The 24,368-nt window shown below is 72.7% G+C and carries 20 protein-coding genes; 16 read left to right on the forward strand and 4 right to left on the reverse strand.

The window, feature by feature from the left end:
* Positions 1-34: 34 nt before the first annotated feature.
* Both ACLQ2N_RS09280 and speB read right to left on the reverse strand, forming a co-directional pair.
* The gene (locus ACLQ2N_RS09280; protein WP_425810928.1) at positions 35-1,756 is read right to left on the reverse strand and encodes a thiamine pyrophosphate-binding protein; all 1,722 of its coding nucleotides are present in this window, start codon (positions 1,754-1,756) and stop codon (positions 35-37) included.
* Positions 1,753-2,721 carry an agmatinase gene (speB, locus tag ACLQ2N_RS09285; protein ID WP_425810930.1) on the reverse strand — a complete coding sequence of 323 codons (969 nt, stop codon included), beginning with the start codon at positions 2,719-2,721 and terminating at the stop codon, positions 1,753-1,755. The genes ACLQ2N_RS09280 and speB overlap by 4 nt, the downstream gene beginning before the upstream one ends.
* 225 nt (positions 2,722-2,946) lie before the next feature.
* Between speB and ACLQ2N_RS09290 the strand changes: the two genes are divergently transcribed.
* The 13 genes from ACLQ2N_RS09290 to ACLQ2N_RS09350 all read left to right on the forward strand — a co-directional run bounded on the left by ACLQ2N_RS09290 (position 2,947) and on the right by ACLQ2N_RS09350 (position 17,944).
* A complete protein-coding gene (locus ACLQ2N_RS09290) occupies positions 2,947-3,204 on the forward strand; it encodes a hypothetical protein (RefSeq protein ID WP_161212351.1) in 258 nt (85 codons plus the stop codon).
* Between the two features lie 78 nt (positions 3,205-3,282).
* Complete coding sequence (gene eccD, locus ACLQ2N_RS09295) at positions 3,283-4,605, forward strand: type VII secretion integral membrane protein EccD (RefSeq protein WP_425810932.1); 1,323 nt, start codon at positions 3,283-3,285, stop codon at positions 4,603-4,605.
* A gap of 64 nt (positions 4,606-4,669) precedes the next feature.
* Positions 4,670-5,797, forward strand: coding sequence for a MinD/ParA family protein (locus tag ACLQ2N_RS09300; RefSeq protein WP_425810934.1), 1,128 nt, complete (start codon positions 4,670-4,672; stop codon positions 5,795-5,797).
* 97 nt (positions 5,798-5,894) lie between these two features.
* Positions 5,895-9,905, forward strand: coding sequence for a type VII secretion protein EccCa (gene eccCa / locus ACLQ2N_RS09305; protein ID WP_425810936.1), 4,011 nt, complete (start codon positions 5,895-5,897; stop codon positions 9,903-9,905).
* Between the two features lie 162 nt (positions 9,906-10,067).
* Positions 10,068-10,400: a hypothetical protein gene (locus ACLQ2N_RS09310; RefSeq protein WP_073965103.1), complete on the forward strand. Its 333-nt coding sequence runs from the start codon at positions 10,068-10,070 to the stop codon at positions 10,398-10,400.
* Positions 10,401-10,457: 57 nt separating this feature from the next.
* On the forward strand, positions 10,458-10,778 hold the full coding sequence (locus tag ACLQ2N_RS09315) for a pore-forming ESAT-6 family protein (protein ID WP_361024524.1): 321 nt from the start codon (positions 10,458-10,460) through the stop codon (positions 10,776-10,778).
* A gap of 26 nt (positions 10,779-10,804) precedes the next feature.
* Positions 10,805-11,233 carry a DUF6507 family protein gene (locus ACLQ2N_RS09320; protein ID WP_425810938.1) on the forward strand — a complete coding sequence of 143 codons (429 nt, stop codon included), beginning with the start codon at positions 10,805-10,807 and terminating at the stop codon, positions 11,231-11,233.
* Positions 11,230-12,921, forward strand: a complete 1,692-nt coding sequence (locus ACLQ2N_RS09325; protein ID WP_425810940.1) for a hypothetical protein — start codon at positions 11,230-11,232, stop codon at positions 12,919-12,921. The genes ACLQ2N_RS09320 and ACLQ2N_RS09325 overlap by 4 nt, the downstream gene beginning before the upstream one ends.
* A complete protein-coding gene (locus tag ACLQ2N_RS09330; RefSeq protein ID WP_425810942.1) occupies positions 12,824-13,699 on the forward strand; it encodes a hypothetical protein in 876 nt (291 codons plus the stop codon). The genes ACLQ2N_RS09325 and ACLQ2N_RS09330 overlap by 98 nt, the downstream gene beginning before the upstream one ends.
* Positions 13,696-14,685, forward strand: coding sequence for a hypothetical protein (locus ACLQ2N_RS09335; RefSeq protein WP_425810944.1), 990 nt, complete (start codon positions 13,696-13,698; stop codon positions 14,683-14,685). Before ACLQ2N_RS09330 ends, ACLQ2N_RS09335 begins: the two co-directional genes overlap by 4 nt.
* Positions 14,686-14,826: 141 nt before the next feature.
* Complete coding sequence (locus tag ACLQ2N_RS09340; RefSeq protein ID WP_425810946.1) at positions 14,827-15,984, forward strand: acyl-CoA dehydrogenase family protein; 1,158 nt, start codon at positions 14,827-14,829, stop codon at positions 15,982-15,984.
* Positions 15,985-16,003: 19 nt separating this feature from the next.
* Positions 16,004-16,915 carry an acyl-CoA thioesterase gene (locus ACLQ2N_RS09345; protein ID WP_425810948.1) on the forward strand — a complete coding sequence of 304 codons (912 nt, stop codon included), beginning with the start codon at positions 16,004-16,006 and terminating at the stop codon, positions 16,913-16,915.
* 57 nt (positions 16,916-16,972) lie between these two features.
* Positions 16,973-17,944 carry a cation diffusion facilitator family transporter gene (locus tag ACLQ2N_RS09350; RefSeq protein WP_425810950.1) on the forward strand — a complete coding sequence of 324 codons (972 nt, stop codon included), beginning with the start codon at positions 16,973-16,975 and terminating at the stop codon, positions 17,942-17,944.
* A 4-nt stretch (positions 17,945-17,948) separates the two neighbouring features.
* Here the strand turns inward: ACLQ2N_RS09350 and ACLQ2N_RS09355 are convergent, their stop codons facing one another.
* Positions 17,949-18,728 carry a phosphatase gene (locus tag ACLQ2N_RS09355; RefSeq protein ID WP_425810952.1) on the reverse strand — a complete coding sequence of 260 codons (780 nt, stop codon included), beginning with the start codon at positions 18,726-18,728 and terminating at the stop codon, positions 17,949-17,951.
* 52 nt (positions 18,729-18,780) lie between these two features.
* Complete coding sequence (locus ACLQ2N_RS09360; RefSeq protein ID WP_425810954.1) at positions 18,781-19,575, reverse strand: TetR/AcrR family transcriptional regulator; 795 nt, start codon at positions 19,573-19,575, stop codon at positions 18,781-18,783.
* A gap of 122 nt (positions 19,576-19,697) precedes the next feature.
* Between ACLQ2N_RS09360 and ACLQ2N_RS09365 the strand changes: the two genes are divergently transcribed.
* From ACLQ2N_RS09365 to ACLQ2N_RS09375, 3 genes are read left to right on the forward strand one after another with little or no spacing between them, the layout of a single operon-like run.
* Positions 19,698-21,305, forward strand: coding sequence for a carboxyl transferase domain-containing protein (locus ACLQ2N_RS09365; protein ID WP_425810956.1), 1,608 nt, complete (start codon positions 19,698-19,700; stop codon positions 21,303-21,305).
* 7 nt (positions 21,306-21,312) lie between these two features.
* Entirely contained in the window at positions 21,313-23,409 is a 2,097-nt protein-coding gene (locus tag ACLQ2N_RS09370) for an acetyl/propionyl/methylcrotonyl-CoA carboxylase subunit alpha (RefSeq protein ID WP_425810958.1), read from the forward strand.
* Positions 23,406-24,365: a hydroxymethylglutaryl-CoA lyase gene (locus ACLQ2N_RS09375; RefSeq protein ID WP_425810960.1), complete on the forward strand. Its 960-nt coding sequence runs from the start codon at positions 23,406-23,408 to the stop codon at positions 24,363-24,365. Before ACLQ2N_RS09370 ends, ACLQ2N_RS09375 begins: the two co-directional genes overlap by 4 nt.
* Positions 24,366-24,368 lie beyond the last annotated feature (3 nt).

Consider the following 24,368-nt stretch of genomic DNA (forward strand, 5'->3'; position numbering starts at 1 on the left):
CGGGGCCCGGGGCCGTCACGGCTCCGGGCGGCCCCTACAGGTGCGTCGGCTCGAACATCTTCAGCAGGGCCGGGAGTACGACCACCGAGGGCCCCGGCCGTCCGAACGCCTCGGCCAGGTCGGCGGCGAGCGTTTCGGGGCTCGTACGGACGGCGGGGACGCCGAAGGACTCGGCGAGGGCCGTGAAGTCCGGGCGGGCCAGCTCCGTACCGGTGGTCTCGCCGAAGGCACCGGTCAGGTACTCGCGCAGGATGCCGTAGCCGCCGTCGTCCACGATCAGCCAGGTCACCGGCAGGCCGTACTGCCGGGCGGTGGCCAGTTCCGCGACCGAGTACATCGCGCCGCCGTCGCCGGAGACCGCGAGGACCGGCCGCGTCGGGTCCGCCACCGCCGCGCCGAGCGCCGCCGGGAACGCGTAGCCGAGGCCGCCCGCGCCCTGGGCGGAGTGCATGGTGTTGGGGCGGCGGGCGTCGAACGCGGCCCAGGCCCAGTAGCCGAGGATCGTCATGTCCCAGAAGCTGGGCGAGGCGTCGGGCAGGGCGGTCCGGATCGCCGCGAGAAGGCCCTGTTCCAGGTCCCGGCCCTGGCCGGCGATCCGGTCCCGGACCCGGGCGAGGACCGCGGCGGCCCGGTCGGCGGCGGCCGGGTCCTCGCGCGGGGTGACCGCGTCGATGAGGCCGGCGAGCGCGTCGCGGGCGTCCGCGTGGATGCCGAGCGCGGGGAGGTTGGCCTCCAGCTTGCCGGCGTCCGCCTCGATCTGGATCACCCGGCCGCGCGGGGCGAACGTGTAGTAGTTCGAGGAGAGTTCGCCGAGTCCGGAGCCGACGACGAGCAGGACGTCGGCGTCCTCCAGGAAGTCGGTGACGTGCCGGTCCTCCACCCACGACCGGAGCGAGAGCGGGTGGTCCCAGGGGAAGGCGCCCTTCCCGCCGTACGTCGTGACGACCGGGGCGTCGAGCTTCTCGGCCAGCGCCCGCAGCTTCCCGGAGGCGTCCGACCGTACGACTCCGCCGCCCGCGACGATCGCCGGGCGCTCGGCCCGGGACAGCAGATCGGCGGCGACCGCGATCAGTTCGGGGCGGGCGTGGAGTTCGCGCGGGGTGGCGTCGGGGGCCACGACGACGGGCAGCGCCGTCGCGGCGTCCAGCACGTCCTGCGGGATCTCGACCCAGACGGGGCCGTGCGGGGCCGTCAGCGCGGACTCCCAGGCGGCGGCGATCGCGGACGGGATCTGGGAGGCGGCGCGCACGGTGTGGACGGACTTCACCACGTCCCGGAAGGACGCCTGCTGGTCGCGCAGCTCGTGCAGATGTCCGTGGCGCCCGCCGCCCAGCCCGCGCACCGGGATCTGGCTGGAGACCGCGAGCACCGGCGCGGAGGCGGCCGCCGCCTCCTGGAGCGCGGCGAGCGAGGTCAGCGCGCCGGGCCCGGTCGACAGGAAGAGCGGGGCGACCTCGCCCGTGATCCGCCCGTAGGCGTCGGCCGCGAAGCCCGCGTTGTTCTCGACGCGCAGTCCCACGTACTCCAGCGACGAGCGGCGCAGCGCGTCGAACAGCGCCAGCGCGTGCTGTCCGGGCAGCCCGAAGACCGTGGTCGCGCCGAGCCCGCGCAGCGTCTCGACGACGAGGTCGCCGCCGGTGCGCCCGGGGATGGGGTCTCCCCTGCTCGAACGAAGCTGAGAGCTTGGGGAAGGATTCAGCGCGGCCTCGATCTGCGCCGGGGTGAGCGCGGGCCGCTCGTCGTGGTCGTGACTCACTGCTGGCGGGCCTCCGCGATCTGGCGGGTCATGATCGTCGTCAGCTCGTACGCGGTGTGCGAGGCGGCGACGGAGGTGATCTCCGCGTGATCGTACGCGGGGGCGACCTCGACCAGGTCGGCGGAGACCAGGTGGCAGGAGGACAGGCCGCGCACGATCTCCAGGAGCTCGCGGGAGGTGAGGCCGCCGGCCTCGGGCGTGCCGGTGCCGGGGGCGTGCGCCGGGTCCAGCACGTCGATGTCGATGGAGATGTACAGCGGCCGGTCGCCGATGCGCTGGCGCAGCTGGTCGGCGACCTCGTCCACGCCGCGCCGCATCACGTCGGCCGAGGTGACGATCCCGAAGCCCATCTTGGCGTCGTCGGTCAGGTCCTGCTTGCCGTAGAGCGGGCCGCGGGTGCCGACGTGGGAGAGCGCCGAGGTGTCGAGGATGCCTTCCTCGACGGCCCGGCGGAACGGTGTGCCGTGGGTGTAGGCGGCGCCGAAGTAGGTGTCCCAGGTGTCGAGGTGGGCGTCGAAGTGGAGCAGCGCGACCGGGCCGTGCTTCTTGGCGACGGACCGCAGCAGCGGCAGCGCGATGGTGTGGTCGCCGCCGAGCGTCATCAGCCGGGCGCCCGTGGACAGCAGCTCGTCGGCCGCCGCCTCGACGGTCTCCACGGCCTCCTCGATGTCGAACGGGTTGGCCGCGATGTCCCCCGCGTCGGCGACCTGCGCCAGGGCGAACGGCGAGGCGTCCTGCGCCGGGTTGTACGGGCGCAGCAGGCGCGACGCCTCACGGATCGCGTTGCCGCCGAAGCGGGCGCCGGGCCGGTAGGAGACACCCGAGTCGAACGGCACCCCGACGACGGCCACGTCCGCCGCGCCGACCTCGTCCAGGCGGGGCAGCCGGGCGAACGTCGCGGGCCCGGCGTACCGGGGGATGCGCGAGGAGTCGATGGGGCCGCGCGGCGCGTCGTTGCTGCTCATGGTGGGTGGTGCCCTTTCCATCGGGTGCGGGTGCCGGGGTCTTCCGGCACGTGTGCCGAAGCGACGCTAGGCGGCCGCGGGCCCGGACTGAAGTGTACGTTTCGTCCACTCACCCACCGGAACGGATGAATCGCCCACGCCCGCCCCGCGCCCCCTGATCCGGCCACCCTGAGGTGTCCCCCGCGGCACCTCATGGCTTATGTTGCAGTGGCAAAGGGGGGTCGCATGGCACGGGATTACGACAGTCAGCTGCTGGAGTCGGTGGGAGTACGCCGCCGGCGGATGCGCGACGCGCTCCTGTTCGGCACCGGCCGTGCGCGGCGGACGGCCGACGAGCGCCTGGGCAAGGTGTTCGCGGGCATCGCGATCACCGCCGTGCTGTGCGCGGGCTGCGTCGGCTGGTCCTTCCTCCAGCACACCCTGGACAAGCAGAAGGCCGAGCAGGAGAAGCAGCAGCGGCAGTACCAGCAGTACAACCGCTGACCGGTTGGCCCCGACATTCCTGGACGACGCGATGATTGGTTTTCGTCAGTGAGTACGGCAACGGCTTCTCGAGCGGAAATGAGCCGGGTGACCCTGGTCGGCGAGCGGCGCCGCGCCGATCTCGTCCTGCCGTCCGACACCCCTGTCGGGCAGCTGCTTCCGGACATCCTCCGGCTGCTGGACGACCGGGCCGCGTCCCGCCCGCTGACCAGGCAGCTGCTCACCGCCGACGGCTCGGCGCTGCCGCACGACGCCACCCTGGCCTCGGCGGGCATCGGTGACGGGGCCGTGCTCCGGCTGGTCCGCATCCACGCGGCCCCGCCGGCCCCGGTGGTCCACGACGTCACGGACCAGGTGGCCGACAGCCTGGACCTCCAGACCTGGCGCTGGCGTCCGGCCGCCCGCCGTGCCGGCGCGGGCGCGGCGACCGTGGTCTTCGCGGTGGTCGCCGCGCTGCTCGCCCGCCGCGAGTTCGCGCTGGGCGCCCTGGCCGGGGCGCTGGCGGGCGTCACGGCCCTGCTGGTGGTGGCCGGCGCGCTGGTCGCCCGGCTCGGCCGGGGCAACCGCTCGCTGGCGACCGCGCTGCTCCTCGTCTCGGCCGGGCTGGGCGTCCTCACGGCGTGGACGGCCGCCGACGCCCACGACTGGTCCGGTGCGCTGCGACTGGCGGCCGTGGCCGGGGCGGTCGCGCTGTCGCTGGTGCTGCTGGGGCTGCTGTCGCCGCTCGGCCGGGGCGGGCTGATCGGCGCGCTGGCCACGGCCGTGGTGACGGGGGTCTGGGAGGTCGTCGCCGCCGTGGCGGAGGACCAGGCCCGGCTCGGCGCCGTGATGGCCGTGTTCTCCGTAGTCCTGCTCGGCCTGCTCCCCCGGCTCGCCCTGATGGCGTCGGGCCTCACGGGGCTGGACGACCGCCGCTCGGGCGGCGCCTCGGTCAGCCGCCACGACGTGGGCAACGCGCTGGCCGCCACGCACCGGGGCCTGGCCCTGGCGACGCTCGTCACGGCGGCGTCGGCCGCCGCCGGGGGCTGGCTCCTGGCCACGGCGGACCGGCCGACGGTGTGGACGGTCCTGCTGCCGTGCCTGGTGGCGGTGGTTCTGCTGTCCCGGGCGCGGGCGTTCCCGCTGGTGGCGGAGGTGGTGGCGCTGTTCGCCGCCGCCGCGGTCGTGGCGGTGCGGCTGGTGGTGCTGTGGCTGGACCACTCCGGGGGCGCGGGGCCCGTCGCGGTCCTGTGCGCGGCCGCGCTGCTGCCCCTGCTCGCGCTGGTGGCGGAGCCGCCGGAGCACGTACGGGTACGGCTGCGGCGGACGGCCGACCTCGTCGAGTCCATCGGCGTCGTGGGGCTCTTCCCGCTCGCCGTCGGGGTGTTCGGGGTCTACGGGCAGCTGCTGAACAAGTTCTGACGACTCCGAGACCACTGAAGCGGGCGCTCCCGGCGGGGCATCGAAGCGGCGAAGAAGGGCAGACATGCCGAACGCGGACCACAACTGGCAGGGCGACCTCCTGCGCGACCTGAAAGGGCCGGGCCCGGCCGGGGCCGGCGACACCGGGACCCCGTCGGCCCCGGAGACCACCCCGCGCCCCGCGGTCCCGCCCGCGCGGCCGGAGCCCGAGGCGCACCCCGGGCCCGCCCCCGCCGCCCGTGCCTGGCCCGGGACGCCGGCGCCTGCGCCCACCCCCGACTCGCTCCCCGTCCTCGACCGGGCGATGGCCGCCGTGGCGCGGCGGCCGGTGCGCGGTGAGGCCGTCGTCGTACGGGCCGCGCGCGCCGTGCGCCGGATCGTCTCCGGGTCCGCCGCCCGGGAGGTCGCCGCGCTCACCCGTACCGCCGAGGTGCTCCAGCAGCCGGTGACGACGGGGCGGCAGATCGCGGTCACGTCCATCCGGGGCGGCTCCGGCAAGACGACGGTGACCGCGCTGCTCGGCACCACGTACGCGCACTACCGGCACGACCCGGTCCTTTTCGTGGAGGCCGACCCGGCGCTGGGGTCGCTGCCGTTGCGACTGGGCGCCGAGGCGCTGCGGTGGACCACGGCCGACCTGGCGGACATCGCCGCACCGCAGATGTCGCTGCTCGACGTCACCGGCTATCTCGTCCAGCTCCCGGACAACGCCTGGCTGCTGCCCGGCAGCCAGGGCCGGATCGGGGCCATGGTCGACACCGTCACGTACGAACGGGTGATGGTCGCCCTGCGCCGCTACTTCGGGGTGACCGTGGTGGACTGCGAGACGCTGCCCGCCGAGGTCGCCCGGGTCGCCCTGTCCGCCGCGCAGGCCCGGGTGCTCGCGGCCCCCGCCACGCTCGACGGCGTGACCAGCACGTACGCCGTGCTGCAATGGCTCCGGGCACTCCCCCCGCACGTCATCGAAGGGACCGTCGTCGCGCTCTCCGTGACGACCCCGCGCCTCGGCATCGACGTCGACGCGGCGGCCGAACGCCTCGCGACGACGGGCGCCCGCGTCCACGTCCTGCCGTACGACCGGCACCTGGCGGCCGGCGGACCGCTGCGCACCGGACTGCTCTCCCGCCCGGCCCGGCTGGCCGCCACCCGCCTCGCCGCCGAGGTCTTCGAGCTGTCCCAGAAGCGCCGGTGACCCCGGTGCCGAGGGCCTGTCCCGCCCCTCCCGTCTGCCGCACGGCACCGTGCCCGTACCCGTACGCCCACCCGGCCGAGATCCCCGGACGGAGCCGATGAGCACCCGCCTGATCCACCGCCCCGCCCGCACCACGCGCCCGCCGGCCCCTTCCGAGCCGCGCACCATCGAGGCGCCGCCCAACCTGCCCGAGGGCAAGTCCGGGAACATCGCGATGTCGCTGCTCCCGGTCGCCGGGGTCATGTCGTCCGTGGTGATGATGACGGTGGTCCGCAACAGCCAGTTCGCCGGGCTGGGCGCGATCATCCTCGTCGTCACGGTCATCGGCTCGGTGGTGCTGCTGCTCTCCCAGCGCGGCAAGGCGCAGCGGACCCGGCGCACCCAGCGCGAGGCGTATCTCGCCTATGTGGAGGACCTGCGCGAGGAGTTGTCGGCCGAGGAGCGGGCCCGGCGCGAGCAGGCGGACGTGCTGAACCCGTCCCCGTACGCCCTCTACGACATCGTGCGCGACCCGGCCCGGCTCTGGGAGCGGCGCAGGGCCGACGACGACTTCCTGCGGATACGGGCCGGCACGGGCGAGATGCCGCTGCGGGACCTCCGGATCGGCGAGCAGGGCTCGTCCGTCCTCACTCCGCCCGACCTCTTCATGCTCAACGAGGCGTCGGCCGTGGTGAAGCGGTTCCGCAACGGCACCGAACTCCCCCTGACCGTCCCGCTGGACCGGGCCGGGAACGTCAGCGTGGTCGGCCCCCGCGAGGACGGCCTGCGGGTCGTGCGCGCCCTGCTCGTCCAGGCGGCGGCCCTGCACGCGCCGGACGACGTGGCGATCGCGGTCGCCGCCTCCGGTGAGCGGATGGCCGACTGGGAGTGGGCCAAGTGGCTGCCGCACCTGCTCGACCCCGAGCAGTCCGACGGCCCGGTCGCCGCCCGCCGCATCGCGCCCTCCGCCGCTCAGCTGGCCCGCCTCCTCGGGCCCGAGCTGCGCCGCCGCGCCTCGTACGCCGCCGAGGTGCGCCGGGGGCTGGCCGGGCGGGACGCGCTCGCGATGAACTCCCGGCTGCTCGTGGTGGTCGACGGGCACGGCGAGGACGCCGTGGACCTGCCGCGCCCCGACGACGCGGTCGGGCTGCGCGAGATGGGCGTGACCGTGGTGCACCTGCTCGGCCGGCGGGTCCAGGAGCCGGACCACGTCAACGTGCGCCTCACCGTGGACGGCACCGACGTGGTGGTGGAGGACCTGCGTGGGGCGGAGACCGTCGAGTCCCACGGCACGGTGGACGAGGTCGGGGTGGACTTCGCGGAGGGCCTGGCCCGGATGATCGCCCCGCTGCGGCAGTCCGCCGAGTCCCTCGCCGACGCGCCGCTGGCCGGTCCCGTCGAGTTCGCCGCGATGCTCGGCATCAGGGACGTGGCGGCGCTGGACCTGGACCGGCTGTGGGCGCCGCGCGGCGAACGGGCCTTCCTGCGGGTGCCGATCGGGATCAGCGACGCGCACGAGTCGGTGCTCCTGGACCTCAAGGAGTCCTCCGAGCTGGGCATGGGCCCGCACGGGCTGTGCGTGGGCGCGACGGGCTCCGGCAAGTCGGAGCTGCTGCGCACCCTGGTCCTCGGTCTCGCGGCCACCCATCCGCCGGAGGATCTGGCGCTCGTCCTGGTCGACTACAAGGGCGGCGCCACGTTCGCCCCGTTCGCGGACCTGCCGCACGTGGCGGGGGTCATCACGAACCTGGAGAACCAGGCGGGCCTGGTCGAGCGCGTCCACTCCTCGCTCGCCGGCGAGGTCAAGCGCCGCCAGCAGGCCCTGAAGGACGCGGGCAACGTCGCGGACATCGGGGACTACGCGGCGCTGCGCGCGCGGAAGCGGCCGGACCTGGAGCCGCTGCCGCACCTGTTCGTGGTGATCGACGAGTTCGGCGAACTGCTCACCGCCAAGCCGGACTTCATTGACCTGTTCCTGTCCATCGGCCGGATCGGCCGCTCCATCGGCGTGCACCTGCTGCTGTCCAGCCAGCGCATCGAGAGCGGCAAGCTCAAGGGTCTGGAGACCTACCTCTCCTACCGGCTCGGGCTGCGCACCTTCTCCGCGGACGAGTCGCGGATGGTCCTGGACACCACGGACGCCTTCCACCTTCCGCCGCTGCCCGGCTTCGGCTTCCTCAAGGTGGACACCAGCCACTACACGCGCTTCAAGGCGGGTTACGTCTCCGGCGCGTACCGGGGGCCCGTCCGGACCGCCGACGAGGAGGAGACCGGGCCGCTCGCCCTCCCGTACGAGGCGTACAACTCCCTCTCCGGGCCGGACAGCACCCCGCAGGACCGCGAGCCGTCGGCCCGCCGCCGCGAGACCGGGCCGACCGAACTCGCGGTCATGGTCGACCAGCTGACCGGCGCCGCGCCCGGGGTACGGAGCATCTGGCTGCCCCCGCTGCCGCCGGCGATCACCCTCGATGCCGTCGCCGGACCGGTGGACGCCGGACCGCGCGGCATGCGGCTGACCGGGGTGCGCCCGGACGCGGGCCGGCCGGGCACCCGGCAGCGCGGCCCGCTCCTGGTGCCGCTCGGGCTCCTGGACGACCCGGCCAAGCAGTGGCAGGGGCAGTGGCTCCTGGACCTCACGGTGGCAGGCGGGCACGCGGCCGTCATCGGCGGCCCCCAGTCCGGCAAGACGACGCTGCTGCGCACCCTGGTCCTCTCGCTGGCCCTCACGCACACCCCGCAGGAGGTCGGCGTCTACGGCCTCGACCTGGTCGGCGGCGGCCTCCAGGCCCTCGCCGGGCTGCCGCACGTCGGCGGCGTCGCCGGCCGGGCCGACAGGGAGCGGGCCGCGCGCACGGTCGAGGAGGTGCGCGCGATGCTCACCCTGCGCGAGGAGCTGTTCCGCGAGCACGGCATCGACTCGGTCGAGCAGCTGCGCGCCCTGCACGGGGCGGGCCGACTGCCGCAGCTGGCGTCCGCCGAGATCGTCCTCGTCATCGACGGGTTCGGCGCGCTGCGCGACGACTTCGACGAGCTGGACGACGCCGTCGCGGACATCCTCAAGCGGGGCGGCGGCTACGGCATCCACGTCGTCGCCGGGATGCTCCGGTGGAACGACGTGCGCATCGCGATCCAGTCCAACTTCGGCACCCGCGTGGAGCTGCGGCTCAACGACCCGGGTGAGTCGAGCGTCGACCGCAAGCTGGCCGAGACCCTCTCCCCCGACGAGCCGGGCCGCGTCCTCACCGACGGCAAGCTCTTCGCCCAGGTCGCCCTGCCTCGCACGGACGGGGTCGCGGAGACGGCGGAGCTGGGCGCGGTCCTGGAGCGCGCCGCGCGCACGGTCCGGGCCACCTGGCACGGCGAGGTCGCCCAGCCGGTACGGGTGCTGCCGCACCTGCTCGAACCGCACCTGCTGCCCGGCCGGGCGGCGGAGCCGGAGCGGGTGCCGCTGGGCCTGGACCAGTCGGCCCTGGCGCCCGTGCTGCTGGACCTGTTCGGCCACGACCAGCACCTGCTGGTGCTCGGGGACAGCGAGTGCGGCAAGTCGAATTTGCTGCGTGCGGTCGCCCAGGGTCTCACCGACCGCTACGGCGAGGACGACCTCGTCTTCGCGGTGATGGACCCCCGGCGCTCGCTGCGCGGGGTGGTCCCGGAGGAGCTGAACGGCGGTTACGCGTACAACTCCAAGCTCTGCATGGGCCTTTCGGCCGCCATCGCCTCCGAACTGGAGAAGCGGCTGCCGGACGAGAACGCCCGGCTGGAGGACCTGGAGCCGGGCAGCTGGGGCCAGGGCCCGCGCATCGTGGTCCTGGTGGACGACTACGACGTGCTGACGACGGCGGGCCAGTCGCCGCTGGCCGCGTTCCTCCCGTACATCCCGTCCGCCGTGGACATCGGCCTGCACTTCGTCCTGTCGCGGCGCGTGGCGGGGGCGGCGCGGGGAATGTACGAGCCGGTGGTGCAGAGCCTGCGGGAGTCGGGGGCCTCGGCGCTGGTGATGTCCGGCGACCGCAGCGAGGGCCAGCTCTTCCCCGGCGTGTACGCGGCCCAACAGGCGCCGGGCCGGGGAGTTTTCATCCAGCGGGGTCGCCCGAACCGGCTGACGCAGACGGTGTACGTACCGCGCTGACATGCCGCTTCGCAAAGCAGGGCCGACGGGAGCACCGGGTCACTTGCCCGGTGACCGTGACGATATGGCCGATTGCAGATTGCAGTAGCGACGCGCGGGTTGATAGACATAATGCTGGGACGGATACATCCGTTCGGGGTTTCGACGCATAGGGGGAAGCCGATGAAGTTCGACATGGGGTCCACGGTCCTGTCGACGCTGCTCAAGCACTCGCAGGGCTCCAGCACCGATCTGGGCACGCTGATCCGGCAGTTGATCGCCGCGGCGGAGCCGCTGGAGGGCAAGTTCAACGGCGCGGGCAAGATCGCGTTCGACGACTTCAAGAACCGCTCCGACGAGATCACGGCGGCGCTCAACGCCTCGCTCTCCGGCATCCTGGGCGGCCAGCAGGGCATGGACGCGGCCTTCGGCTCGGGCGAGCAGGAGCAGGGCGAGAACGCGCGCACGCAGATGGCTTCGGCCAACTTCGACGCGGCCCGCTTCGGCGGCCGCTGATCCGGCGCGACCGGCACTTTCGACGTATCCGTACATCCTGACGGGGAGACAAGAGTTATGGCGGGACACGGCGGCAACACGGACCGGCGCTCGTACGACACCGGAGCATCGACCGAGGTGCAGGGCAACCTCCAGACGGTGATCGCCCAGCTCGAACTGGTCATCACGGCCCGCGACGGCCAGGTCAAGGCCGCGATGAGCGACTTCGCGGCGGACGGCGTGGCAGACGAGTACCACGGCAAGGAACTCCGCTGGCAGGCGACCTCCCAGGAGGTCAAGAACATCATCCACCTCCTGCGCTCCACGCTGGAGAAGAACGACGGCACCGCCCACCAGACCCTGGCCCGTGCGAAGGCGGCGGTCGACAACATCGGCTGACGCTACGACTCCGGGGGGGGCGGCCGGTGACGGCTTGGGACATCAGACCGCAGGGCGTACAGGGGCAGTTGAGGCTCGTCGGCGGCCACGCCGGCGAACTGGCGAAGGCACAGGACGCGATGCTGGCGGCCCTGGAGAAGGCGGCCCGGGCGGCGGGCACGGCGGTGCCCGGCACGATGGCCCGCGAGACACCGCTGCAAGGACCGGTCGCTCCGGGGCAGCCGCACCTCACGGCACCGACGCTGGGGCCGGTCGCCGCCGCCCTGGGCGAGTACCTGAGCGGCCGGCAGCCGCAGCTGGCCGCGATGGCGGAGCGCATCGAGGCGGCGGTCCTGGGCGCGGTCACGGCGACGAGCGAATACGTCGAGGGTGACCTGGACAACGCCAAGCGGGCCCAGGACGCGGCCAGGGCCCTCCGCCTCGACGTGCTGAAGGACATCGGGGAGGGCAGGTGAGCGCCGACGAGCCGATACCCCTCGAAGGCATCCCGGTCTTCACCGGCGACCTGGCCCTGCTCGACGTCCAGGTGTCCGCGCTGACCAAGGGCGGCGAGGCCATCGAGACATCCGCCGGCGATGTGCACAGCAGCTTCGGCGGCCTCCAGGCGTTCTACCGGGCGCCCGAGGCGGACCAGCTGTTCGCCACGACCCGGCCGGTGGCGGACCGCGGGATCTCCCTCAGGTCGGATCTGGCCACGATCACCTCCGCGCTGAGCACGTACTCCCAGGACGCCGAACCGCTGATCGAGAAGCTGAAGCAGCTCAAGCGGGACGCCGGGGCCTTCCGGGTGAAGATCGCCGCGGACGACAAGTGGCGCGAGGACGGCGACCTCGTCGACGAGAACAACCGGCGGCGCGACGAGATCGCGGAGACCTGGGCGGCCTTCCAGGCGGTGGAACGGGCCTGCTACAACAAGATCGTCGCCCTGGTGGACGGCGCGCCCCTGAAGGCCGACGACGGTTCGGGCAAGGCCCACACCTACGGCTACGACGCCGAGGCGCTGAAGCACGCGGAGGGTCTGCCCTGGGGTGACCCGGTCCAGGAGTCCAAGCCCCGGTGGCAGCTCCACGAACACGCCTGGGACTTCGCCAAGGGCTTCTTCGTCGACGGCGTCTGGGGCACGATCAAGGGCCTGGGCACCCTGGTCGGCACCGACGGCTGGGACTCCGCCAAGCAGGCGTGGTCGGGCCTGGGGAAGCTCGCCACGGGCCTGGCGATCTCCGGCACACCGCTGGCCGGCCTGTACTGGGGCCTGCCGGACGACAAACTCCCCTCCTCCCTGCGTGAGTCCCGCACCGCGATGAAGGAGACCGGCAAGGCGCTGCTGGCCTGGGACCAATGGAGCGAGAACCCGTCCCGGGCGCTGGGCGCGCTGTCGTTCAACGTCGTCACGACGGTGTTCACCGGCGGTACGGGCGGCGCGGCCTCCGGCGCCGGAAAGGCGGCCGTCGCGGCGAAGGCCCTGTCCACGGCGGGCAAGGTGGGCCGGGTCGTGGACCCGATGACGTACGTCTTCAAGGGCGCGGGCATGGGCCTGACGAATCGGCGACGGCCTGGCGGCGCTCAAGGGCCTGGGGCAGCTCGACATACCCACCCTCCCCGAGGGCGCGCTCACGCTCCCGGAGGGTGCGTTCAAGCTCCCCGACGGCACCCTGCACCTGCCGGAGGGCGCGGCGGTCCCGGAGGGCGCGTTCGAGGTCCCGGCCGACTCCTACAAGCTTCCGGACGGCGCGGAGATCCCCCCGGGAGCGCTGGACCTGGGCGACGGCGTGGTCCGCCTCCCGGAGGGCGTACAGCCCCCCGCGGGCTCCCTCCGCATCCCCGAGGGTGCGCTCAAACTCCCCGAGGGCACGACGGCCCTGCCGGAGAACGTGCTCAGGGGCACGGACGAGGCCGGCAACACGGTCTACCTGGACGGCCACGGCAACCTCCTGCGCGAGGACGGCACCCTCCTCCAACACCACTCGGCGGCCCACCAGGAGGGCTGGGGGGCGCGGGCGTCGGTCCCGGAGGAGGCGCTGGTCACTGCCCACGTCGGGGAGCACGTGCCGGACGGCCATGCGCCCGGCCCCGGGCCGGGTTCCCACCCGAGTCACCATGTCTCCACCGGCAGCCACATCGATGGCACCGCTGGGCTCGGTGACGAGCAGACCGGCAGCCATGGTGCCGAACGCCGCAGCCACGGTGATGGCCACGGCGGAGGAGGGGGACAGAGCACCGGCGGCCACGACGGATCGACCGGTCCTGGTGGCTGGCACGGGTCGGCAGACGATTCCGGCCCGTTCGTGCGAGGCGGCGAGACCGAGCAAAGGATTCGTGACCGGTTGCGCCGCTCGACAGTCAAACCCGGCGATCTCGAAAACGCCCTGATCAACTTGTCACGAGACCCCGCCGGAGGGGAGATCGCCGATATCATCGCTTCGGGAAAGCTCAAGGACGCCAAGAACTTCGGCCAAGTAGTATCCACTCTGAGCCACGTCAGCAAGATGCCCGGGAGTATCGAACAAATCCGCCTGGCCAACCGTCTTTACGAGAGCGGTGTGCACGATATCTCGTTCGAGATAAAAGGTGGAATTGAAATAGCGCCCGGCCGGACAACAGGAAAAGGCACGGACTTGGATGTGATGGCCCGAGACGCGAACGGACGCATTCACGGGTACCAGTTCAAGGATGTCCAGAACCCGAAGAAGGTCATCCAAAAGGTATTTGACAACATGCAACAACTAAAATTGTCCGGCGCCGATTTCAAGACCTTCGTTGTCGACGCCAAGGGAACGTTGGCCGAGCACGAAGCCCTTCGAACGCAGCAGCGCCTCGCCGAAGCATACGGAAAATTCGATGTCCAGTTCATCATCAGACTGGAGGACGGGGTCCTGACCATCCCTCCGAGCGGGACGTTCACGCCGGAGGGAACACTGTGATCACCAGCACTCCCGTAGCCCGCTGGACATGGGGACGCGACAGTCGCCCCGGGGAGGAAATCGCCGCATGTTTCCATGACCTGACCACCGCGTGGTCCGTCCTGGTCGGGCACCGACTGGTAACTGGAAATCCCCACATCTCCGTATCCGTCTCCGAAGCCGGCCGATCGAACAGTTACCTGTTCAAGGAGAGTTTTGAGATAGGAGCACTCCGTTCCGACACCGGACAAAGGCTCACCACGCGGGTCAAGGAATACCTGCCCCCAGGGGAGATCGGGTCTGTTTACGCCAGCCTGCAGTGCCCCGGCGTGGTCGTCGACGGCGTCCATGAAATTCACGAAGAGAAGTTGTTCCTGGTCGGAAGCTCGGCTTTCCTCGACTACGTGAGCACCGAGCTCGCGACGTTCTCCGATGCATGGATGCCGTACGACCTCAAAGGTCGCGCGCAGCCGAGTAGCCATGCGGCCAACGCCGGCCGATTGTCGGCCGCCCTGCAAAGCCTGTCCGAAGAACTGAGCTCGGAGACCGACCCGGACGACCCGACCTACTTCGGCCGTCCGACCGAGACGGGGGTCGAAAACTTCCTCCAGGAGGACGGAAGACCGACCGATGTGTGGTCCAGCTTCGAAATCCCCTACCGTTACAGCGACTTCACCCACGCTCCCGGCTTCGGTCGCATCGGCTACCAGCGCACAGCGGAAGGCGAAGTCGCATACGTACCCGTGCTCGGTGAACACGGACTGCTGGGATACCTCTGGGCCTCCGACGCCGAGCACGCGGCGAGTTTCGAGCCGCGAGACGTCGGTGACGACGAGACGTACCGTACCGGCCTCCGTTGGCTGGACCACCTGCGCGCGGCCCACGACCAGGGGCTCGCACCCTCCGAAGCCCTGCGGCAACTCACCGCCCGCCTCGCGGAGGGGCACCACACCCCCGGCCACATGCGCCTCGATGCCCTCCGGGAACTGGCCGCCCGTCGCCCGTAGGGCCCCGCCCCCGCGTGCTCAGCATCACCCTGGACAGCCCCATGACCGCCGGGTAACTTTTAACCATGGCTGAGCAAGCGCTTAGCCATGCCCCAGATGACGTAGAAGACGTAGAAGTCGCAGCCACCAGGGAGGCACCCCGTGCGCCGTACGGTATTCAACGAGGACCACGAGGCGTTCCGGGAGACCATCCGGGCCTTCATCGCGGCCGAGGTCGTGCCCGTGTACGAGGAGTGGTTCGCCGCCGGGCAGGCGCCGCGCGAGTTCTACAAGCAGCTCGGTGAGCTGGGCGTCTTCGGGATCAACGTCGACGAGGAGTACGACGGCGCGGGCATCGACTCGCACAAGTACGAGGCGATCATCTACGAGGAGACCACCCGGGCCGGCGTCTCCTTCGGCGGCTCCGGCGTGCACACGCTGCTCGGGCTGCCGTACATCAAGATGCTCGCCACCGACGAGCAGAAGAAGCGCTGGCTGCCGAAGTTCGTCTCCGGCGAGGAGATGTGGGCCCTCGCGATGACCGAGCCGGGCACCGGGTCGGACGTGGCGGGCATGAAGACCACGGCGAAGCTCTCCGAGGACGGCACGCACTACGTCCTCAACGGCGCCAAGACGTTCATCACCGGTGGCGTCCACGCCGACCGCGTCATCGTCTGCGCCCGCACCTCCGCGCCGCGCGAGGACGACCGCCGCTTCGGCATCTCGCTGTTCGCCGTGGACACCAAGTCCGAGGGCTACTCCGTCGGCCGCAAGCTCGACAAGCTGGGCCTGAAGGTCTCCGACACCGCCGAGCTGGCGTTCGTGGACGTCAAGGTGCCGGCCGAGGACCTGCTCGGCGAGGAGAACAAGGGCTTCGGCTACCTCGGCACCAACCTGGCCTCCGAGCGCTGGGGCATCGCCTTCGCCGCGTACGCCCAGGCCGCCGCCGCCGTGCGGTTCGCCAAGGAGTACGTCCAGGAGCGCACCGTCTTCGGCAAGACCGTCGCCTCGTTCCAGAACACCAAGTTCGAGCTGGCCGCCTGCCAGGCCGAGGTGGACGCGGCCCAGGCCGTCGCCGACCGCGCGCTGGAGGCGCTGGACGCCGGTGAGCTGACCGCCGCCGAGGCCGCCTCCGCGAAGCTGTTCTGCACCGAGGTCGCCCACCGCGTGATCGACCGCTGCCTCCAGCTGCACGGCGGCTACGGCTTCATGAACGAGTACCCGATCGCCCGCCTGTACGCGGACAACCGCGTCAACCGCATCTACGGCGGCACCAGCGAGGTCATGAAGTCGATCATCGCCAAGTCCATGGGCCTGTAGGGACCGCGTCCACACATCCATGAGCACCGCACTCGATTCCCTGCTCGATCTGCTCGACCTGGAGCGGATCGAGCAGGACATCTTCCGGGGCGCCAGCCGCTCGGCGGTCGTGCCCCGGGTCTTCGGCGGACAGGTCGCGGCCCAGGCGCTCGTCGCCGCGGGCCGCACCGTCCCCGCCGACCTTCCCCAAGCTCTCGGCTCCGCTCGAGCAGGGGAGGCCCCACTCGCCCACTCGCTGCACGCGTACTTCCTGCGCATGGGCGACCCGGGCGCGCCGATCGTCTACACCGTGGACCGCATCCGCGACGGCCGCTCCTTCACCACCCGGAGGGTCGTCGCCGTCCAGCACGGACAGCCGATCTTCCACCTCTCCGCGTCCTTCCAGACGTACGAGGAGGGCCTGGAGCACCAGGCGGCCATGCCGTCCGCGCCGGACCCGGAGACGCTGCCCACGGCCGCCGAGATGCTGCCCCGCTACGCCGGCCGGTTCAGCGAACCGGGCATGGTGGACCGGCTGATCGAGGCGCGGGCCGCCGTCGATCTGCGGTACGTGGACGCGCCGCCGTTCGGCACGGTCGGCGTACCCCGGGAGCCCCGGTCGCAGGTGTGGTTCCGTACGCACGGCAAGCTGGCCGACGATCCGCTGCTGCACGTCTGCATGGCGACGTACGTCTCCGACATGACGCTGCTCGACTCCGTGCTCCTCGCCCACGGGCGCGGCGGCTGGGCGGTCGGGGACGTCGTCGGCGCCAGCCTGGACCACGCGATGTGGTTCCACCGGCCGTTCCGGGCCGACGAGTGGCTGCTGTACGACCAGGAGTCGCCGTCCTCGTCCGGCGGGCGCGGCCTCGGCCAGGCCCGCATCTACACCCAGGACGGCCGCCTCGCGATCACCGTCATCCAGGAGGGTGTGGTCCGGGTTCCCCGGTGACCGGCCCCCGGCCGCGCGTCGGACATGAGCGGGCCGCGCGCGGACATACTCACCGGCATGACTGACGCGAAAAGCAGTGGCGGGGGGTCCACGTTCACGGTCGTCGTCGCGGCGCTGGCCAATCTCGGCATCGCCGTGGCGAAGGCGGTCGCCGGGCTGATCAGCGGGTCGAGCGCGATGCTCTCCGAGGCGGCCCACTCCGTCGCCGACACCGTCACCGAGGTCCTGCTGCTCACCGCGCTCAAACGCAGCGAGAAGCCCGCCGACGAGGACCACCCGCTGGGGTACGGCCCCGAGCGGTACATCTGGGCGCTGCTGGCCTCCGTCGCGACCTTCGTCGGCGGCGCGGTCTTCTCGATCTACGACGGGGTGCACACCCTGCTCGCGGGCGAGGACCTGGGTTCCCCGCTGATCTCGTACCTCGTGCTCGTCGTCGCCTTCCTGCTGGAGGGCTTCTCGCTGCGGACCGGGCTCAAGCAGGTCCGCCAGGAGGCCGAGGAGCTGGGCGCGCCCGCCCGGCACTACTTCCGGCGCACCCCGGACACCGCCGTCAAGGCCGTCGTGATGGAGGACTCGGCGGCCCTGCTCGGCCTGCTGCTCGCGGCGGGCGGGCTGCTCGGCGGCCAGCTGACCGGGTCCGGGGTGTGGGACGGCATCGCCTCGCTGCTGATCGGGGCGCTGCTGGTGTACGTGGCGTGGGTGCTCGGCCGGTCCAACGTCCAGCTGCTGATCGGGCGGCCGGTGTCGCGGCCCATGCGGGACGGCATCCGGGAGGAGCTGCTCGGCGTGGACCACCTCATCTCCGTACTGGAGCTGACCACGCTCATCCAGGGACCGGACGAGATCCTGGTCGCCGCGAAGGTCGACTTCCGGGACACCGTCAGCGCCGAAGAGGTCGAAACGGCGTGCGAGCAGGCCGAGCGCCGGCTGCGGCAGCGGTACGCGTCCATCAAACGGGTGTACCTGGACCCCACCTCGGGGCGTGAGGCGCGCCGCCGGGCGCGGGCGGCGGAGGAGGAGGGGCCCTGAAGCCTCAGAGCAGCCCCGCCGCGTCCAGCAGGTAGTCCGTCATCGGGTCGTAGAAGCGCGGGTCCAGGACGTGGTCGTCCAGCGGGACCGCCACCTGGAGGGTGCCCTCGGACTCGCCGAGGAACAGCGCGGGGTCGTTGCAGTCCGCGTACCCGATGGCGTCCAGGCCGCGCTGCGCGGCGCATCCGGCCCAGCCGTGGTCGGCGACGACCAGGTCGGGCAGCGGGCGGCCCTCGCGTTCCAGGCCGTCGAGGACAGCGGCCATCGGGGCCGGGGAGTGGGTGTGCCAGAGCGTCGCGCCGCGCTCCTGGACGGCGACGTCGGCGAACTGGAAGACCATGCCCTCGTCGGCCATGAGGCCGCCCGGGATGCGTACGATCTCGCAGCCTGCCGCCCGCAGCGCCTGCGCGGTCTGGCGGTGGACGTCGAGCAGGCCGCCGGGGTGGCCGGTGGCGAAGAGGACCCGCTCGGCGCCCTCGACGGCCTTGCGGAGCCGGGCGGCGGCCCGCTCCAGCGCGTCCACCGTCAGCTCGGGGTCGATGGTGTCCTGCCCGAACCGGTGCTCCGGATCGTCGTTGACCCCGCACCGCTCGGCCATCACGGCCAGCACGTCCTGCTCGTCGCGCCACCGGTCGCCCAGCTCCAGGCCCAGCCAGTAGTGCCGGTCCCCGTTGGCCAGGCTGCGGTAGTGGGCCAGGTTGTTGTCGCGCGGGGTGGCGACGTCCCCCGCGATGCGCGTACGGACGAGGTGTTCGACGAGGGCGGCGCGGCTGGGTATCGGCATGGGGCCATTGTGCCGTGACGCGTGCCCGGCGTCCCGGGCGTCCGGGGGCCGGTCAGTCCCCGGTGGCCTCCTGCCGCTCCCCCGCCGCCGCGAACGCGCCCCGGGCCAGCCGGTGCAGCAGCGCGGCGGTCTCCGCGCGCCCCGGCAGCGCACCGGGGCTCGGGGTCTGTCCGGAGGCCCCCCGCGGCGTCGTGGCGCCTGGCACCGCCGCCTCCGGCGTTGTCGTCGGTCGCCGACGCTCCGCGTCGGCTCCCTCCTCCGCCTTGGATTCGACGGCACCGGACGCCACTCCTTCTCCCGCGCTGGGCCTCCGGACAGACCCCAGGTGCGGGGTCGAGTTCAGCAGGCCGAAGACGGCGTGGACGGCGGCGCGGGCCTCGTGTTCGGGCAGGTCCGGGTAGAGGTCGCGGACGACAGCGACCCAGACCTCGACGTACTGCCGCTGGAGCCGGCGCACCCGCTTGCGGTCGGTGTCCCGCAGGCGGTCCAGCTCCCGGTCGTGCAGGGTGATCAGGGGGCGGTCGTCGAGGGCGAAGTCGATGTGGCCCTCGATGAGCGCGTCCAGCAGGGCCTCGGGCGACCCGTCGCCGGAGGCGGCGTCCTCGGAGACCCGGAGCTCGCCGCCGGCCAGCAGCCGTTCGCTGATGCCGACGAGGAGTTCGGCGAGCATCGCGTCCTTGCCGGGGAAGTGCCGGTAGAGGCCGGGACCGCTGATGCCGACGGCGGCCCCTATCTCGTCGACGCCGACACCGTGGAAACCGCGCTCGGCGAAGAGCCGGGCGGCCTCCCGGAGGATCTGCTCGCGGCGGGTGGGGGCCGCGACGCGGGCGGCGGCATGGGTGCTCATGAGCAGCCATTCTAGACAGGCGGGTTAGCGCTCGTTAACCTGTGATCACGTTAACGCTCATTAACACGGCGGCGTTGGCGACCGATCGGAACGGCGCGGTACGGGCAAGGGGGCTCGACACGATGCAGCAGGCACCGGTGCTGACGAGCGCGGCGGATCCCGCCTCGGCGGCCTGGCAGGCCAACGAGGCGGCGCACCACGCGCTCGCCGACGAGCTGCGCAAGCGGCTCGCCACGGCCAGGCTCGGCGGAGGTGAGAGGGCCCGCGCCCGGCATGTGGCGCGCGGCAAGCTGCTGCCCAGGGAGCGGGTGGACACCCTGCTCGACCCGGGCTCGCCCTTCCTGGAGCTGGCCCCGCTGGCGGCCGAGGGGCTCTACGGAGGCGCCGCCCCGGCAGCCGGGGTGATCGCCGGCATCGGCCGGGTCAGCGGCCGGGAGTGCGTGGTCGTCGCCAACGACGCGACGGTCAAGGGCGGCACGTACTACCCGATGACCGTGAAGAAGCACCTGCGGGCCCAGGAGGTGGCGCTGGAGAACCGTCTCCCCTGCCTCTACCTGGTGGACTCGGGCGGCGCCTTCCTGCCGATGCAGGACGAGGTCTTCCCGGACCGCGAGCACTTCGGCCGGATCTTCTACAACCAGGCCCGGATGTCGGGCGCCGGCGTCCCGCAGATCGCGGCGGTCCTCGGCTCCTGCACGGCGGGCGGGGCGTACGTCCCGGCGATGAGCGACGAGGCCGTCATCGTCCGGAACCAGGGCACGATCTTCCTGGGCGGCCCGCCGCTGGTGAAGGCCGCCACCGGCGAGGTGGTCACGGCCGAGGAGCTGGGCGGCGGCGAGGTGCACTCCCGTACGTCGGGCGTCACCGACCACCTCGCCGAGGACGACGCGCACGCGCTGCGGATCGTGCGGAACATCGTGGCGACGCTGCCGGACCGGGGCGCGCTGCCCTGGTCGGTGCGGCCGGTCGAGGAGCCGAAGGTGGACCCGGCCGGGCTCTACGGCGCGGTCCCGGTCGACTCGCGTACGCCGTACGACGTGCGCGAGGTGATCGCCCGGGTGGTCGACGGCTCGCGGTTCGCCGAGTTCAAGGCGGAGTACGGCACCACGCTGATCACCGGCTTCGCGCACATCCACGGCCACCCGGTCGGGATCGTCGCCAACAACGGCATCCTGTTCTCCGAGTCCGCGCAGAAGGGCGCGCACTTCATCGAGCTGTGCGACCAGCGCGGCATCCCGCTGGTCTTCCTGCAGAACATCTCGGGCTTCATGGTCGGCCGCGACTACGAGGCCGGCGGCATCGCCAAGCACGGCGCGAAGATGGTCACCGCCGTCGCCTGCACCCGGGTGCCGAAGCTGACCGTGGTCGTCGGCGGGTCCTACGGCGCGGGCAACTACTCCATGTGCGGCCGGGCCTACAGCCCCCGGTTCCTGTGGATGTGGCCCAACGCCAAGATCTCCGTCATGGGCGGCGAGCAGGCCGCGTCCGTCCTCGCCACGGTCAAGCGCGACCAGCTGGGCGACGAGTGGAGCGCCGAGGACGAGGAAGCCTTCAAGGCCCCGATCCGCGAGCAGTACGAGACCCAGGGCAACGCGTACTACGCCACCGCCCGGCTCTGGGACGACGGGGTGATCGACCCGCTGGAGACCCGGCAGGTGCTGGGGCTCGCCCTGACCGCGTGCGCCAACGCGCCCTTGGGCGACGCCGGCTTCGGCGTCTTCCGGATGTGAGGAAGAGATGACGATGTTCGACACCGTCCTCGTCGCCAACCGCGGCGAGATCGCGGTCCGGGTCATCCGGACCCTGCGCGAGCTGGGCGTCCGCTCGGTCGCCGTCTTCAGCGACGCGGACGCCGACGCGCGGCACGTACGGGAAGCCGATACGGCGGTACGGATCGGCCCCGCGCCCGCCTCCGAGAGCTATCTGAGCGCCGACCGCCTCCTGGAGGCCGCCCGCCGCACCGGCGCGCAGGCGGTCCACCCCGGCTACGGCTTCCTCGCGGAGAACGCGGCGTTCGCCCGGGCCTGCACGGAGGCGGGGCTCGTCTTCATCGGGCCGCCCGCCGCCGCGATCTCGCTGATGGGCGACAAGATCCGGGCCAAGGAGACGGTCGCCGCGGCGGGCGTCCCCGTCGTCCCCGGCTCCTCCGGGAGCGGGCTGAGCGACGCCGAGCTGGCCCAGGCGGCGGCCGGGATCGGCATGCCCGTGCTGCTGAAGCCCTCGGCGGGCGGCGGCGGCAAGGGCATGCGGCTGGTCCGGGACGCGGCGCTGCTCGCGGACGAGATCGCGGCGGCCCGGCGCGAGGCCCGCGCCTCCTTCGGCGACGACACACTCCTGGTGGAGCGGTGGATCGACCGGCCGCGCCACATCGAGATCCAGGTCCTGGCCGACGCGCACGGCACCGTGGTGCACCTGGGCGAGCGCGAGTGCTCGCTCCAGCGCCGCCACCAGAAGATCATCGAGGAGGCCCCCTCCGTCCTGCTGGACGAGGCGACCCGGGCCGCGATGGGCGAGGCGGCCGTCCAGGCGGCCCGCTCCTGCGGATACGTCGGCGCGGGCACGGTGGAGTTCATCGTCCCGGGCGGCGACCCGTCCTCGTACTACTTCATGGAGATGAACACCCGCCTCCAGGTCGAGCACCCGGTGACCGAGCTGATCACCGGGCTCGACCTGGTGGAGTGGCAGCTGCGCGTCGCCGCCGGGGAGCCACTGCCGTACGGGCAGGACGCCATCACGCTCACCGGGCACGCCGTGGAGGCCCGGGTCTGCGCCGAGGACCCGGCCCGCGGCTTCCTGCCCTCCGGCGGCACCGTGCTCGCGCTGCACGAGCCGCAGGGCGGCGGGGTCCGCACCGACTCGGGGCTCGCCGAGGGCGGCGAGGTCGGCAGCCTGTACGACCCCATGCTGTCCAAGGTCATCGCGTACGGCCCCGACCGGGCGACCGCCCTGCGCCGGCTGCGGGTGGCCCTCGCGGACACCGTCGTCCTCGGCGTCCCGGTCAACGCGGGCTTCCTGCGCCGGCTGCTGGCCCACCCGGCCGTGGTGGCGGGCGAGCTGGACACGGGCCTGGTGGAGCGCGAGGTGGCCGCGCTGGTCCCGGAGGGCGTGCCGGAGGAGGTGTACGCGGCGGCCGCGCTCCTGCGGCAGCACACCGCGTCCGCCGCCGCCCGCCCCGCTCCCGGCGCCTGGGCCGACCCGTTCTCGGCCGGGAACGGCTGGCGGCTCGGCGGCTCCCCGGCCCGGACGGTGCTCGACTTCCACATCCCGGGCCACGATCCGGTCCAGGTGGGCCTGCGGCCGTGCGGCGGCGGGGACACGGAGCTGACGTTCGGCCATGTCGGCGAGGGCGCGAGCCCGCCCGCCCCGGAATCGGGCTCCTGCGGACCGCTGGGACCGCTGCCCGGTACGGCGGAGAAGGCCAGGACACTGTCGGCCGGTGACGGCCGGATCGCGTTCGAACTCGCCGGGGTGACCCACGTGTTCGCGTACGCGGTCTCCGCGGAGGGGCACTGGCTCGGCCGGGACGGCGACAGCTGGCACGTCCGGGACCACGACCCGGTCGAGGCGTCGCTGACCGGCGCCGCCCGTTCCGGCGCGGACACGCTCGCCGCGCCCATGCCCGGGACGGTGACCGTGGTGAAGGTGGCCGTCGGGGACGAGGTCGCCGCCGGACAGAGCCTGCTGGTGGTGGAGGCGATGAAGATGGAGCACGTCATCTCCGCGCCGCACGCCGGCACCGTGACCGAACTCGACGTGACCGCCGGGTCCACGGTGGCCATGGACCAGGTGCTCGCCGTGGTCGTGCCGGCCGCCGGTGCCGGGGAGGACGCATGACCGCCACCGCCCGCGCCCTGCCGATGACCGTGCCCGCCGAAGGGCTGCCCGCCCGGGTCCGCATCCACGAGGTCGGCGCCCGTGACGGCCTGCAGAACGAGAAGGAGGTCGTCCCGACCGAGGTGAAGGCGGAGTTCATCCGCCGGCTCGCGGTCGCCGGGCTGACCACCATCGAGGCCACCAGCTTCGTGCACCCCAAGTGGGTGCCCCAGCTCGCCGACGCCGAGCAGCTGTTCCCGATGCTCGGCGACATCGCGGACGTCGGCGACGTGGCGCTGCCGGTCCTCGTGCCGAACGAGCGGGGGCTCGACCGGGCCCTGGCACTCGGGGCTCGCGGGATCGCGGTGTTCGGCTCCGCGACGGAGACCTTCGCCGCGCGCAACCTCAACCGCACGGTGGACGAGTCGCTGGCGATGTTCGCGCCGGTGGTGGCCCGGGCCAAGGCGGAGGCGGTGCATGTGCGCGGCTATCTGTCGATGTGCTTCGGCGACCCCTGGGAGGGGGCCGTGCCGGTCGCCCAGGTCGTCCGGGTCGCGAAGGCGCTGATGGACCTCGGCTGCGACGAGCTGTCACTCGGCGACACCATCGGCGTCGCCACCCCCGGCCACGTGACCGCGCTGCTGACCGGGCTGAACGAGGCCGGGGTGGCCACCGACGTAATCGGGGTGCACTTCCACGACACGTACGGGCAGGCCCTGTCCAACACCCTCGCCGCGCTCCGGCACGGCGTGTCCACGGTGGACGCGTCGGCCGGCGGCCTCGGCGGCTGCCCGTACGCGAAGAGCGCGACCGGAAACCTCGCCACCGAGGATCTCGTGTGGATGCTCGACGGCCTCGGTATCGAAACCGGGGTCGACCTCGACGAGCTCACCGCCACCAGCGTGTGGCTCGCCGGCCACCTGGGCCGACCCAGCCCTTCCCGCACCGTCCGCGCCCTGTCCCACAAGGAGCAGTGATTC

The organism is Streptomyces sp. DT224 (assembly GCF_049844595.1).
GTDB lineage: Bacteria > Actinomycetota > Actinomycetes > Streptomycetales > Streptomycetaceae > Streptomyces.

Excerpts from the sequence above, each read along its gene's own strand:
- ACLQ2N_RS09375 (WP_425810960.1), top strand. The coding sequence starts at position 23,406 with ATGACCGCCACCGCCCGCGCCCTGCCGATGACCGTGCCCGCCGAAGGG.
- ACLQ2N_RS09365 (WP_425810956.1), top strand. The coding sequence starts at position 19,698 with ATGCAGCAGGCACCGGTGCTGACGAGCGCGGCGGATCCCGCCTCGGCG.
- ACLQ2N_RS09290 (WP_161212351.1), top strand. The coding sequence starts at position 2,947 with ATGGCACGGGATTACGACAGTCAGCTGCTGGAGTCGGTGGGAGTACGC.
- eccCa (WP_425810936.1), top strand. The coding sequence starts at position 5,895 with ATGAGCACCCGCCTGATCCACCGCCCCGCCCGCACCACGCGCCCGCCG.
- ACLQ2N_RS09315 (WP_361024524.1), top strand. The coding sequence starts at position 10,458 with ATGGCGGGACACGGCGGCAACACGGACCGGCGCTCGTACGACACCGGA.
- ACLQ2N_RS09350 (WP_425810950.1), top strand. The coding sequence starts at position 16,973 with ATGACTGACGCGAAAAGCAGTGGCGGGGGGTCCACGTTCACGGTCGTC.
- ACLQ2N_RS09310 (WP_073965103.1), top strand. The coding sequence starts at position 10,068 with ATGAAGTTCGACATGGGGTCCACGGTCCTGTCGACGCTGCTCAAGCAC.
- ACLQ2N_RS09355 (WP_425810952.1), bottom strand. The coding sequence starts at position 18,728 with ATGCCGATACCCAGCCGCGCCGCCCTCGTCGAACACCTCGTCCGTACG.
- speB (WP_425810930.1), bottom strand. The coding sequence starts at position 2,721 with ATGAGCAGCAACGACGCGCCGCGCGGCCCCATCGACTCCTCGCGCATC.
- ACLQ2N_RS09345 (WP_425810948.1), top strand. The coding sequence starts at position 16,004 with ATGAGCACCGCACTCGATTCCCTGCTCGATCTGCTCGACCTGGAGCGG.
- eccD (WP_425810932.1), top strand. The coding sequence starts at position 3,283 with ATGAGCCGGGTGACCCTGGTCGGCGAGCGGCGCCGCGCCGATCTCGTC.
- ACLQ2N_RS09360 (WP_425810954.1), bottom strand. The coding sequence starts at position 19,575 with ATGAGCACCCATGCCGCCGCCCGCGTCGCGGCCCCCACCCGCCGCGAG.
- ACLQ2N_RS09370 (WP_425810958.1), top strand. The coding sequence starts at position 21,313 with ATGACGATGTTCGACACCGTCCTCGTCGCCAACCGCGGCGAGATCGCG.
- ACLQ2N_RS09300 (WP_425810934.1), top strand. The coding sequence starts at position 4,670 with ATGCCGAACGCGGACCACAACTGGCAGGGCGACCTCCTGCGCGACCTG.